This is a genomic window from Erwinia sp. 009765445 (assembly GCF_058137865.1).
Genome location: NZ_JBYUWC010000031.1, coordinates 1 through 12,735 on the forward strand (window position 1 = coordinate 1; position 12,735 = coordinate 12,735).

General features: G+C 55.2%; 11 protein-coding genes, 2 tRNA genes and 1 pseudogene. 10 read left to right on the plus strand and 4 right to left on the minus strand.

Going from position 1 to position 12,735, the window contains the following annotated elements; translation table 11 throughout:
- Together AC3Y5R_RS22995 and AC3Y5R_RS23000 are read left to right on the plus strand one after the other, a co-directional pair.
- Positions 1-77: transfer RNA gene (locus tag AC3Y5R_RS22995), tRNA-Asp, on the plus strand.
- A gap of 7 nt (positions 78-84) precedes the next feature.
- Positions 85-160: transfer RNA gene (locus tag AC3Y5R_RS23000), tRNA-Trp, on the plus strand.
- Positions 161-342: 182 nt separating this feature from the next.
- Here the strand turns inward: AC3Y5R_RS23000 and hdfR are convergent.
- Positions 343-1,167, minus strand: a complete 825-nt coding sequence (hdfR, locus tag AC3Y5R_RS23005) for an HTH-type transcriptional regulator HdfR (protein ID WP_489923266.1) — start codon at positions 1,165-1,167, stop codon at positions 343-345.
- Between the two features lie 121 nt (positions 1,168-1,288).
- Here hdfR and AC3Y5R_RS23010 point away from each other — a divergent pair, with 121 nt between their 5' ends.
- Positions 1,289-1,627 carry a MaoP family protein gene (locus AC3Y5R_RS23010; protein ID WP_489923267.1) on the plus strand — a complete coding sequence of 113 codons (339 nt, stop codon included), beginning with the start codon at positions 1,289-1,291 and terminating at the stop codon, positions 1,625-1,627.
- A gap of 126 nt (positions 1,628-1,753) precedes the next feature.
- Here AC3Y5R_RS23010 and AC3Y5R_RS23015 read toward each other — a convergent pair.
- Positions 1,754-3,007, minus strand: a pseudogene (locus AC3Y5R_RS23015) (YifB family Mg chelatase-like AAA ATPase); the annotation flags it as partial.
- Between the two features lie 240 nt (positions 3,008-3,247).
- On the opposite strand from AC3Y5R_RS23015, the gene ilvL reads away from it, so the two are divergent.
- The 6 genes from ilvL to ilvA all read left to right on the plus strand — a co-directional run bounded on the left by ilvL (position 3,248) and on the right by ilvA (position 9,786).
- Positions 3,248-3,346: an ilv operon leader peptide gene (gene ilvL / locus AC3Y5R_RS23020; protein ID WP_158784305.1), complete on the plus strand. Its 99-nt coding sequence runs from the start codon at positions 3,248-3,250 to the stop codon at positions 3,344-3,346.
- Positions 3,347-3,484: 138 nt separating this feature from the next.
- Complete coding sequence (gene ilvG / locus AC3Y5R_RS23025; RefSeq protein ID WP_489923268.1) at positions 3,485-5,131, plus strand: acetolactate synthase 2 catalytic subunit; 1,647 nt, start codon at positions 3,485-3,487, stop codon at positions 5,129-5,131.
- Positions 5,128-5,397, plus strand: coding sequence for an acetolactate synthase 2 small subunit (gene ilvM, locus AC3Y5R_RS23030; protein ID WP_489923269.1), 270 nt, complete (start codon positions 5,128-5,130; stop codon positions 5,395-5,397). Before ilvG ends, ilvM begins: the two co-directional genes overlap by 4 nt.
- 1 nt (position 5,398) lies before the next feature.
- Entirely contained in the window at positions 5,399-6,325 is a 927-nt protein-coding gene (locus AC3Y5R_RS23035; RefSeq protein ID WP_158784308.1) for a branched-chain amino acid transaminase, read from the plus strand.
- A 60-nt stretch (positions 6,326-6,385) separates the two neighbouring features.
- A complete protein-coding gene (ilvD, locus tag AC3Y5R_RS23040; protein ID WP_489923270.1) occupies positions 6,386-8,236 on the plus strand; it encodes a dihydroxy-acid dehydratase in 1,851 nt (616 codons plus the stop codon).
- Positions 8,237-8,241: 5 nt separating this feature from the next.
- Positions 8,242-9,786 carry a threonine ammonia-lyase, biosynthetic gene (gene ilvA / locus AC3Y5R_RS23045; protein WP_489923271.1) on the plus strand — a complete coding sequence of 515 codons (1,545 nt, stop codon included), beginning with the start codon at positions 8,242-8,244 and terminating at the stop codon, positions 9,784-9,786.
- Here ilvA and ilvY read toward each other — a convergent pair whose 3' ends face one another.
- Positions 9,787-10,668: an HTH-type transcriptional activator IlvY gene (ilvY, locus tag AC3Y5R_RS23050; RefSeq protein ID WP_158784311.1), complete on the minus strand. Its 882-nt coding sequence runs from the start codon at positions 10,666-10,668 to the stop codon at positions 9,787-9,789.
- Between the two features lie 165 nt (positions 10,669-10,833).
- On the opposite strand from ilvY, the gene ilvC reads away from it, so the two are divergent.
- Complete coding sequence (gene ilvC, locus AC3Y5R_RS23055; protein ID WP_489923272.1) at positions 10,834-12,312, plus strand: ketol-acid reductoisomerase; 1,479 nt, start codon at positions 10,834-10,836, stop codon at positions 12,310-12,312.
- A 79-nt stretch (positions 12,313-12,391) separates the two neighbouring features.
- Here the strand turns inward: ilvC and ppiC are convergent, their stop codons facing one another.
- Complete coding sequence (gene ppiC / locus AC3Y5R_RS23060; RefSeq protein ID WP_034898163.1) at positions 12,392-12,673, minus strand: peptidylprolyl isomerase PpiC; 282 nt, start codon at positions 12,671-12,673, stop codon at positions 12,392-12,394.
- Between the last annotated feature and the right edge of the window lie 62 nt (positions 12,674-12,735).

The window sequence follows — 12,735 nt, forward strand, 5'->3', positions numbered from 1 at the left end:
GGAGCGGTAGTTCAGTTGGTTAGAATACCTGCCTGTCACGCAGGGGGTCGCGGGTTCGAGCCCCGTCCGTTCCGCCACCCTTTTAGGGGCGTAGTTCAATTGGTAGAGCACCGGTCTCCAAAACCGGGTGTTGGGAGTTCGAGTCTCTCCGCCCCTGCCAAATAAAATCAATCCTTTGCTTCGGCAAAGGATTTTTTTTGTCTTCAAAACGGATAATTTGTCCTGAAAAAGGCTGATTTGCCTCCTCTTTACTGCCATTCAGGTCTGATAATCCCTTTTTACCGCTCTGCAGGCGAAAAAAATGGCCAGTAAACTGACCATTTTCCTTCGCCAGCCGGAATACTACTGAGTATTAACCGGGAATTTGAGCAACTGACGGATATGTGTCTGCTGATCGCTGTTTTGCAACCAGACAGCGTAAAGTGGACGTACAGCAACAGGCGTGTCCGGGATCACAGTCAGGTCCGGATAATCGTTGTGCCAGATATCCGGCAGAAAAGCACAGGCACCGGTAGTATGTAACAGCTGCCGGGTCAGATGAGCCGAGGTCGTCGTCAGCACCGGGACATCATCCGCTCCGGCCAGATAGCTTTCGTGTTGATGGAAATCCGCTCCCCATTCCAGCTTAATGTATTCATATTTCTCGCGTTTCTCCGATTTTCGCGAACGAAACAGCGTCAGAGAAATATGACCAATCTGCTGGCTGGTCAGCTCATCCATTTTGGGTGCTTCAGTGGTGATCAGCAGATCGAGCTGACGTTCATGCAGCTGCTTCACCAGCAGGTGGCGCTGTGCCACTCTTGCCTCCAGATGCAGGCTCTCCCGGTTCTCATAGAGCGTCTGTAGCCAGGGCGTCAGGTAGGCCTCCCAAAGCGATGCACTGGCCCCGATAGACAGCTCATGATGCTGCTGGGTGTGCGACACTTCCTTCTTCGCCATCATCCACGTACTCATCAGGCTCTCGGCATACGGCAGCAGACGTTCACCGGCTGAGGTCAGTCTGATATTGTTACGGTGCCGGGTAAAGAGATTCACTCCCAGCTGATTTTCAAGCTGCCTGATGCGAAAACTGACGGCAGATTGTGTGAGATAGAGCGCTTCAGCGGCACGGCCAAAGTGGCGTGTTCTGCTCACTTCAAGAAAGGTCTTCAGTAATTCCGTATCCACATCCATCTCCTAAAAAACATTTGTCGTTATGATTTAAATGTTTTGTTTTACACTCTGTCAAGCGTATCTAATACTCCGCGCCATAAATAGCACGGCCATAAAAGAGTTAGGAGCGTGTAAAATGGCGGAAAGCTTCGCAACAACGAATCGTTTTTTTGATAACAAACATTACCCACGCGGGTTCTCCCGTCACGGTGATTTCACCATCAAAGAAGCCCAACTTCTTGAGCGTTATGGTTACGCTTTTAACGAGTTGGATCTGGCAAAGCGTGAGCCTGTGACTGAAGAAGAGCGTCTGTTTATTGAAGTGTGCCGTGGGATCCGCGAACCGCTGACTGAAGCAGAACGGGTCTGGTCAAAATACATGACGCGCATTAAGCGTCCCAAGCGTTTTCACACTCTGTCTGGCGGGAAGCCGCAGATGGAAGGGGTGGAAGACTATTCGGACAGCGACGATTAAGAATAAAGGGGGCTCAGGCCCCTTTATTCATGGCTGTTTTTTTACCCCTTGACACCTGGCAAACCTCCATTTTCCTCTCGCTTGTCGCAAATGGCATTGCCTCTGACTTTTTCGCAGATGCCCACACTACCCCAAACTTTTTTGCAGATGAATGAGCAGCCTGTCGATCGCCCGGTAGCTCAGCGCTTCGTTCAAATGCTGCCGCTGAAGACTCTCTTCCCCTGCCAAATCGGCAATCGTTCGCGCCACCTTCAGAATACGCTGCCAGGCGCGTACGGACAGCCCCAGCTGATTTAAGACCCCTTCCAGCCAGCAGGCATCTCCTTGCTCAATCCTGCAGGCACGCTGTATCTCATTCGGTCCCATTGCTTCGTTAATGATCCCGGCGCGGGCAAGCTGGCGCTCACGGGCAATCAGCACGCGCTGGCGAACGACCTCGCTTGATTCACTGGCAGGTGGTTTGCTGCTCAGAGTGCCTGAGGGTAACAAAGGCACTTCCAGTGACAGATCAAAACGATCCAGAAACGGTCCGGAAAGGCGGCTGAGATAGCGCAGTGTCTGCTGGGGCGTGCTGCGATTATGGGTACCGCTGTGGTGTCCGGTCGGGCTGGGATTCATCGCTGCAACCAGCTGGAAGTGAGCAGGATAGATGACTTTTGCACGCGCTCTGGAGAGGCAGATTGCCCCTGATTCGATGGGTTCCCGTAGTGCATCCAGCGTCTTACGCTCAAACTCCGGCAATTCATCCAGGAAAAGGATGCCGTTGTGTGCCAGGGAGATTTCGCCGGGTTTAGGCAATGAGCCACCCCCAACCAGTGCATAGCGGGATGACGTGTGATGAGGCGCTCTGAAAGGGCGCTGACGCCACTGACGGCGCATCACCCCGCCGCTGACCAGACTGGAAATCGCGGCGCTCTCCAGAGCCTCACGATCGCTTAAAGGTGGCATCAGCCCGGGAAGCCTGCTGGCCAGCATGGTTTTTCCGGTTCCCGGTGGTCCTATCAGCAGCAGGTTATGTCCACCGGCAGCGGTAATTTCTAACGCTCTTTTAGCCTGTTGTTGCCCAATGATTTCATTTAAGTCCCCCAGTAAAGGTGGCAACTGCTGGTGTTCGCAATGGGCGATCTCAAGTTCTGCCTGGCCATTAAGAAAAGCGCAGACCTCCAGCAGATTGTCACTGAGCAGACTGGTACCGTGACGGATCAACCCGGCCTCAGACAAATTGTCCGTTGAAAGGATCAGCTGGCGGCTGGCTGCAATAGCGGCCATTGCTGCAGGAATAGCGCCCTGTACGCCCCGTACAGCCCCCGTCAGTGCCAGCTCCCCCACGAATTCATATTGCCCCAGTTTATCCCCGGAAATCTGCTCTGGCCGACAGAGGTTTCCTGAAATTGTCGGGGAGGCACGCAAAGAGTTAAAATTCTTCTCTGGCTGAGACTTGTTACGTGAGGTGAGTAATGAATATATTTCAATATTTTCCTTATTCCCTGAATAACCTTTGTTTTTCTGGATTTTTCAACAGCAGCCATAAAATAAAATGATGAAAAAAGTTGAACTTCAGAAGCTAACTGTGATAACTCTGTAGGCATTACTTCGAACAAGTGAAATTATCGAATCCAAATGAAAGCCCTTCTACGAGTCCTAAGCCTGGTCGTCATTAGCGTCGTCGTGATTATTATCACGCCGTGCGGGGCTACGCTCGGAGGAAGAAAGGCTTAAAAATCAAGCCTGAATTCAGAAGAACCCCCGCACCGAAAGGTCCGGGGGTTTTTTTTTGCAAGGTTCAACGACAGAGGAACAGAAGATGAACAGTAGAATAAAATGCTGTTGTTCCCAACGAGATACGGGGAAATAACTATGAATGGTGCTCAGTGGGTGGTTCAGGCGTTGCGGGTACAGGGTGTCGAAACTGTTTTCGGCTATCCGGGTGGAGCCATTATGCCCGTCTATGACGCGCTCTATGATGGCGGCGTCGAGCACCTACTGTGCCGTCATGAGCAGGGTGCTGCTATGGCTGCCATCGGTTATGCCCGTTCCACCGGCAAAGTGGGCGTCTGCATCGCCACTTCCGGCCCCGGGGCCACCAACCTGATCACCGGCCTCGCTGATGCGTTGCTGGACTCTGTTCCGGTGGTTGCGATCACAGGTCAGGTTGCTGGCGGGTTGATCGGTACTGATGCCTTTCAGGAAATTGATGTCCTGGGTTTGTCTCTGGCTTGTACCAAGCACAGTTTCCTCGTGGAGTCGCTGGAAGAGCTGCCAGCAGTAATGGCTGAAGCCTTCGCGATTGCCCAATCCGGTCGCCCTGGCCCGGTACTGATTGATATTCCGAAAGATATTCAGCTGGCCTCTGGCGAACTCACCGCACATCTGATGCCGGTTGAGGACGAGGATGAGCATCCTGTTCATGAGCTGCAGCAGGCCCGGGCGATGCTGGCTCAGGCGCAAAAACCGATTCTGTACGTGGGTGGCGGTGTTGGCATGGCAAACGCCGGGGATGCTCTGCGCGCCTTCGCCAAAGAAACCGGCATTCCTGTAGTTGCCACTCTGAAAGGGTTGGGTACGCCGGATGTGCAGGATGGCTGCTACCTGGGAATGCTGGGAATGCACGGCACCAAGGCGGCAAACTTCGCTGTTCAACAATGCGACCTGTTGATCGCCGTGGGTGCGCGGTTCGACGACCGCGTAACCGGCAAGCTCAATGCCTTCGCACCGAATGCCAGCGTTATCCATATGGATATCGATCCGGCAGAGCTGAATAAGCTGCGTCAGGCCCATGTAGCGTTGCGCGGCGATCTCAACAAATTGCTGCCGGACTTGTATCAGCCAGTGAATATCGCCGCATGGCGCGAACACGTTCAGGCGTTGAAAGCGGAACACGGCTGGCGTTATGACCATCCGGGTGAGGCAATTTACGCTCCTCTTTTCCTCAAACAACTTTCTGACCGCAAACCTGCCAGTGCTATTGTGACCACCGACGTGGGCCAACACCAGATGTGGTCTGCTCAACATATGAGCTTCACCCGTCCGGAAAACTTCATTACTTCCAGCGGTCTCGGCACCATGGGCTTTGGACTGCCAGCGGCGGTAGGCGCTCAGGTTGCCCGCCCTGACGACATGGTGATTTGCGTTTCGGGCGACGGTTCCTTCATGATGAACGTGCAGGAACTGGGCACCATCAAGCGCAAACAACTGCCGGTGAAAATTGTCCTGCTGGACAACCAGCGCTTAGGCATGGTTCGTCAGTGGCAGGAGCTGTTCTTCTCCGAACGCTACAGTGAAACCAATCTGTCCGACAATCCCGATTTCCTCACGCTTGCCAGCGCTTTTGATATCCCTGGCCTGCGTATCACCCGTAAAGACCAGGTCGACGCTGCATTAGACGCTTTGCTGCACAGTAAAGGGCCGTACATGCTCCACGTCGCCATTGACGAGCATGAGAACGTCTGGCCACTGGTACCGCCAGGTGCCAGCAACGAAAATATGATGGAGAAAACCTCATGATGCAGCATCAATTGTCTATCGAAGCGCGCTTTCGGCCCGAAATACTGGAGCGCATTTTGCGCGTAGTTCGTCACCGTGGTTTCCAGGTGTGTGCGATGAATATGGCGTCGGGCGGCAATACCGACAATATTAATATTGAAATGACCGTTGCCAGCCAGCGCTCAGTCGATTTACTGTCAACACAACTTAGCAAGCTGATGGATGTCGCGTGCGTCCAGATCCAACAACAGACAACACAACCGCGCCTGAGCGCGAAAGGAAATTAGAATGACGAAGAAAGCTGACTTTATCTGGTTCAATGGCGAGATGGTTAAGTGGGAAGACGCGAAGGTCAGCGTGATGTCCCATGCACTGCACTACGGTACGTCTGTCTTCGAAGGCGTCCGCTGCTACGACTCGCACAAGGGCCCGGTAGTCTTCCGCCATCGTGAACATATGCAGCGCCTGCGCGATTCTGCAAAAATCTATCGTTTCCCGGTCGCTCTGAGCGTTGACGAGCTGATGGAAGCCTGCCGCGAAGTTCTGCGCGTGAACAAACTGAAAAGCGCCTATATTCGCCCACTGGTCTTTGTTGGTGATGTTGGCCTGGGTGTTAACCCACCGGACGGCTACGACACTGATGTGATCATTGCTGCTTTCCCGTGGGGAGCTTACCTGGGTGCTGAAGCGCTGGAGCAGGGCATCGATGCGATGGTTTCCTCATGGAACCGCGTGGCACCAAACACCCTGCCAACTGCCGCTAAAGCCGGTGGTAACTACCTCTCATCTCTGCTGGTCGGTAGCGAAGCACGCCGCCACGGCTATCAGGAAGGTATCGCGCTGGATACTCAGGGCTATATCTCTGAAGGCGCAGGCGAAAACCTGTTTGAAGTAAAAGACGGCATCCTGTTCACCCCGCCATTCACCTCTTCCGCGCTGCCGGGCATCACCCGTGATGCAATCATCAAGCTCGCGAAAGACATGGGCATCGAAGTTCGCGAACAGGTGCTGTCCCGTGAATCCCTGTATCTGGCTGACGAAGTCTTTATGTCCGGCACCGCAGCTGAAATTACCCCGGTTCGCAGCGTTGACGGCATCCAGGTTGGTGAAGGTAAACGCGGCCCGGTCACCGGTCGTATTCAGTCTGCATTCTTCGGCCTGTTCACTGGTGAGACCGAAGACAAATGGGGCTGGCTGGATCCGGTTAACCCATAATAATTACATTTCACGGGCGTCAGATGACGCCCGTGCACTATCTGATTCTGGAGTATGAGCATGCCTAAGTACCGTTCCGCCACCACCACTCATGGCCGTAATATGGCTGGTGCCCGTGCCCTGTGGCGCGCCACCGGAATGACCGATGACGACTTCGGTAAACCAATTATCGCCGTGGTTAACTCCTTCACACAGTTCGTGCCGGGTCACGTACACCTGCGCGATTTGGGTAAACTGGTCGCTGAGCAGATTGAAGCTTCCGGCGGCGTGGCTAAAGAGTTCAACACCATTGCCGTGGACGATGGCATCGCGATGGGACATGGCGGCATGCTTTACTCCCTGCCTTCCCGCGAATTAATCGCCGATTCCGTGGAGTACATGGTTAACGCGCACTGCGCCGATGCCATGGTGTGTATCTCTAACTGCGACAAAATCACCCCGGGAATGCTGATGGCTTCCCTGCGCCTGAATATTCCGGTGATCTTCGTTTCCGGCGGCCCGATGGAAGCCGGTAAAACCAAGCTCTCCGACAAAATCATCAAGCTGGATCTGGTTGATGCGATGATCCAGGGGGCCAACCCGAACGTCAGCGATGCGGACAGCGAGCAGATTGAACGTTCAGCCTGCCCGACCTGCGGTTCCTGCTCCGGGATGTTCACCGCTAACTCCATGAACTGTCTGACCGAAGCCCTGGGCCTGTCTCAGCCGGGCAACGGCTCGCTGCTGGCGACTCACGCTGACCGTAAAGACCTGTTCCTGAATGCCGGTAAGCGTATCGTCGGTCTGGCGAAGCGCTATTACGAGCAGAACGATGAAAGCGTGCTGCCACGCAGCATCGCCAACAAATCCGCTTTTGAGAACGCCATGACGCTGGATATTGCGATGGGCGGCTCAACCAATACCGTTCTGCACCTGCTGGCTGCCGCGCAGGAGGGCGAAATCGACTTCAACATCTCCGATATCGACCGTCTGTCCCGCAAGGTTCCACACCTGTGTAAAGTGGCGCCAAGCACCCAGAAATATCATATGGAAGATGTTCACCGTGCCGGTGGCGTGATTGGCATCCTCGGCGAGCTGAGCCGTGCGGGCCTGATGGATCTGAGCGTCAGAAACGTGCTGGGCCTGAGCCTGCAGGAGACGCTGGACAGCTACGATATCATGCTGACCAAAGATGAAGCGGTGAAGAAAATGTTCCGCGCCGGTCCGGCAGGTATCCGAACCACTCAGGCATTCTCTCAGCATACGCGCTGGGACACGCTGGATGATGACCGTAAAGAAGGCTGTATTCGTTCCCGCGAATTCGCCTTCAGTCAGGACGGTGGCCTGGCCGTGCTGTACGGCAACATGGCCGAAGACGGCTGTATCGTTAAGACCGCAGGCGTGGATAAAGAGAGTCTGACCTTCCGTGGTCCGGCCAAAGTCTACGAAAGCCAGGATGATGCGGTTGCCGCTATTCTGGGGGGTAAAGTGGTTGCCGGTGACGTGGTGGTGATCCGCTACGAAGGGCCAAAAGGCGGGCCAGGCATGCAGGAAATGCTCTACCCGACCACCTACCTGAAGTCGATGGGCCTCGGCAAAAGCTGTGCGCTGATCACCGATGGTCGTTTCTCCGGCGGCACTTCCGGCCTGTCTATCGGCCATGCTTCTCCGGAAGCGGCCAGCGGTGGCACCATCGCGCTGGTAAAAGATGGCGACATGATCGATATCGATATTCCTCACCGTGGCATCAAACTGGATGTGCCGGACAACGAACTGCACGCCCGTCGTGAAGAGGAAGAGGCTCGCGGTGAAGCGGCTTATACTCCTCATGGCCGTGAGCGTCAGGTCTCCTTTGCCCTGCGTGCTTATGCCTTACTGGCAACCAGCGCAGACAAAGGTGCGGTGCGTGACAAGAGTAAGCTGGGAGGCTAACAAACATGGCTGAGTCTCAACCGCTACCCGCCGAGCCTTGCGGCGCGGAGTATCTGAGGGCGGTTCTCCGCTCGCCGGTGTACGAAGTGGCGCAGGTCACCCCGTTGCAGAAGATGGAGAAGATCTCTTCCCGTCTGGGCAACACCATTCTGGTGAAGCGTGAAGATCGTCAGCCCGTGCACAGCTTCAAGCTGCGCGGGGCTTACGCGATGATTGCCACGCTGACCGAAGAGCAGAAAGCCCGGGGAGTGGTTACCGCTTCTGCGGGCAACCATGCTCAGGGCGTGGCCCTGTCGGCAACAAAATTAGGGATTAAGTCCCTGATCGTGATGCCGGTTGCAACCGCCGATATCAAAGTGGATGCGGTGCGGGCATTTGGCGGTGAGGCTTTCCTGTTCGGGGCAAACTTTGACGAGGCTAAGGGCAAAGCGCAGGAGCTGGCTGAGCAGCAGGGCTATACCTTCGTGCCGCCTTTCGATCATCCGATGGTGATTGCCGGGCAGGGCACGCTGGCGATGGAGCTGCTGCAACAGGATGCGCACATTGACCGGGTATTCGTACCCGTTGGTGGGGGCGGTCTGGCTGCGGGCGTGGCCGTACTGATCAAGCAGCTGATGCCGCAGATCAAAGTGATTGCGGTGGAAGCGGAAGATTCTGCCTGCCTGAAAGCCGCGCTGGATGCCGGTCATCCGGTTGATCTACCTCGTGTCGGGCTGTTTGCCGAAGGGGTAGCGGTGAAGCGTATCGGCAGTGAAACTTTCCGTCTTTGCCAGGAGTATCTCGATGACATTATCACCGTGGACAGCGATTCAATTTGTGCGGCGATGAAGGATCTGTTCGAGGATGTGCGCGCCGTGGCTGAACCCTCTGGCGCACTGGCGCTGGCCGGGATGAAGAAGTATATCCAGCAGCATCAGATCAAGGGCGAGCGTCTTGCGCACGTGCTGTCGGGTGCCAATGTCAACTTCCACGGTCTGCGCTACGTCTCGGAGCGTTGCGAGCTGGGTGAACAGCGGGAAGCCCTGCTGGCCGTCACCATTCCTGAGCAGAAGGGCAGCTTCCTGAAGTTCTGTCAGCTGCTTGGCGGCCGATCGGTTACCGAATTCAACTACCGTTATGCCAATGCCGACAACGCCTGTATTTTTGTCGGTGTGCGGCTGACGCGGGGGCTGGAAGAGCGGAGCGAGATCCTGCAACTGCTGGATGAAGGCGGCTACAAGGTGGTTGATCTCTCCGACGATGAAATGGCGAAGCTGCACGTACGCTACATGGTCGGCGGTCGCCCCTCAAAACCGCTGCGCGAGCGGTTGTTCAGCTTTGAGTTCCCTGAAGCGCCGGGCGCACTGCTGCGTTTCCTGCAAACTCTGGGCACTCACTGGAATATTTCTCTGTTCCACTACCGCAGTCACGGCACCGATTACGGTCGCGTGCTGGCCGGTTTTGAACTTGGGGATAACGAGCCGCAGTTTGAAGAGCATCTTCAGGCGCTGGGCTATGATTTCCATGACGAAACCCATAACCCGGCGTTCAGCTTCTTCCTCGCGGGCTAGTTACAACAGGCTCCAGAATGCATCGATAAGCGGCTCATTGAGCCGCTTTTTTTGTACGCAAACGCCAAGCTCGAACGGTGCCACCATCTCGACGCTGTCCAGCTCAAGAATACGGTTACGTACCGGCTCCGGGCTGTTTTCCAGCACCACATCCGGCAGGAGTGCTATGCCGCATCCCAGCGCCACCATCGAGACAATCGCCTCATGCCCGGCAACGGTGGCATAGATCAGCGGGTTGGGAATGCGACGGCGGCGGAACCACAAATCAATGCGCTGGCGGGCAGGCCCCTGATCCGGCAGGATAAACGGAATTTGTGACCAGTCAGGCTCCGGCTGGGTCGCCTGGCTGCGCACCGGGCAGGGCAAAGCCGGGGCAATCAGCACTAGCGGAATCAGTCCCAGAGGCGTAAAACCAATACTGCCCGGCAGCGTTTCTGGCCGCCCGGCAATGGCGATATCAGCCTCGGCGCTTTGCACTTTCTCCACCGCATCGGCGGCGTCGCCGGTGTTGAGTTTGATTTCAACCAGCGGATGTTCGGCACGAAAACGGTCCAGGATCGGCGGCAGATGACTGTACGCCGCGGTGACCGAGCAGAACAGCCTCAGTTCGCCGCTGAGTGAAGGGCCATTCTGGCCGATGGAATGGCGCAGTTGCTGATACTGCAGCAGAGTCTGCTGGGCAAACTGGCGCAGCTGCTCTCCGGCATCCGTCAGCGTGACGGTGCGGTTATCCCGCAGGAACAGAGTCTGACCCAAGTCTTCTTCCATGCGCTGGATTTGCCGCGACAGGGTGGAGGGACTGACGTGCATCGCCCGGGCGCTGCGGCCAAAATGCCGGCTCTCGGCCAGGTGCAGAAACAGTTTCAAATCTCGTAAATCCATACGCCGGAGGCCTCATTTTAGCGTTGCAGTTCTTGCAATGTCACGTTGTTAATATATCAATTTAAGCAATGCATTTCCTGTCATATGATAGGGATTATTCAGGGTGAGCCGCTAGACGGTATCACCAACTAATAAAAGATAAACACAACCCTATACGGAGTACCCATGGCTAACTATTTCAATACTTTGAACCTGCGCAACCAGTTAGCGCAATTAGGTAAATGTCGCTTTATGGCGCGTGATGAATTTGCTGATGAAGCGAGCTACCTGAAAGGTAAAAAAGTCGTCATCGTGGGTTGTGGTGCTCAGGGTCTGAACCAGGGTCTGAACATGCGTGATTCCGGTCTGGATATCGCCTATGCCCTGCGTGCTGAAGCGATTGCCGAGAAACGTGCTTCCTGGCGTAAAGCGACCGAAAACGGTTTCAAAGTGGGCACCTACGAAGAACTGATCCCGCAGGCTGACCTGGTGGTCAACCTGACTCCGGACAAGCAGCATACTTCTGTGGTTCAGGCAGTGCAGCCGCTGATGAAAGACGGCGCAGCGCTGGGTTACTCGCACGGCTTCAACATTGTTGAAGTGGGTGAGCAGGTTCGTAAAGACATTACTGTTGTGATGGTCGCACCGAAGTGCCCGGGTACAGAAGTTCGTGAAGAGTACAAACGTGGTTTCGGTGTGCCAACGCTGATCGCGGTTCACCCGGAAAACGATCCAAAAGGTGAAGGCATGGCGATTGCCAAGGCTTGGGCAGCAGCCACCGGCGGTCACCGTGCGGGCGTGCTGGAATCTTCTTTCGTCGCCGAAGTGAAGTCTGACCTGATGGGCGAGCAGACCATCCTGTGCGGTATGCTGCAGGCGGGTTCTCTGCTGTGCTTCGACAAGCTGGTGGCTGACGGTACCGACCCGGCCTACGCTGAAAAACTGATCCAGTTCGGCTGGGAAACCGTGACCGAAGCGCTGAAGCAGGGGGGTATCACCCTGATGATGGACCGCCTCTCCAACCCGGCCAAAGTTCGTGCATTTGCGCTGTCTGAGCAGCTGAAAACCATCATGGCACCGCTGTTCCAGAAGCACATGGATGACATCATCTCCGGTGAATTCTCTTCCGGCATGATGGCTGACTGGGCGAACGACGACAAGAAACTGCTGGGCTGGCGTGAAGAGACAGGTAAAACCGCATTCGAAACTGCACCGCAGTTCGAAGGCAAAATTGCCGAGCAGGATTACTTTGATGAAGGCGTGGTGATGATCGCAATGGTGAAAGCGGGCGTTGAGCTGGCGTTTGAAACCATGGTGGCGGCCGGTATCATCGAAGAGTCTGCCTATTACGAATCACTGCACGAACTGCCGCTGATTGCTAATACCATTGCCCGTAAGCGTCTGTACGAAATGAACGTGGTTATCTCTGATACCGCAGAATACGGTAATTACCTGTTCTCTTATGCGGCGGTGCCGCTGCTGAAAGAGTTTATGACCACGCTGCAGGCTGGCGATCTGGGCAAAGCGACGGCTGGTTCAACTACCATCGATAACGCACAGCTGCGCGACGTTAACGAAGCGATCCGCAACCATGCTATCGAAGCCGTGGGCCGCAAACTGCGTGGCTACATGACTGATATGAAACGTATCGCGGTAGCAGGCTAATCTCAGCTGCCGGGGTGACCGGCGCTGAAAACAAAAAAAGAGCGGATATCCGCTCTTTTTTTTTGCCTGCAATTCAGGATCAGTTACGGTACAGCACCTTAATGATGTGGTAACCGAACTGAGTGTGCAGTGGGCCATAAGGCACGAGAAGTGGGCAGGAGAACACCACTTTATCGAAAGCGGGGACCATTGCGCCCTGCTTGAACTCGCCCAGATGGCCGCCTTTCTTGCCTGACGGGCAGGTGGAGTGCTTTTTGGCCAGCTTTTCAAAATCAGCGCCCTGTTCCAGCTGAGCCAGAATGTCCTGCGCCTGTTTCTCTTCCTTAACAAGGATATGGAGTGCTGCTGCGGTTTTTGCCATGATCGTACCTTGAGTCGTATGGATGCTGCTGGCTATACTACCACGCTGTGATTTCTTTCCCT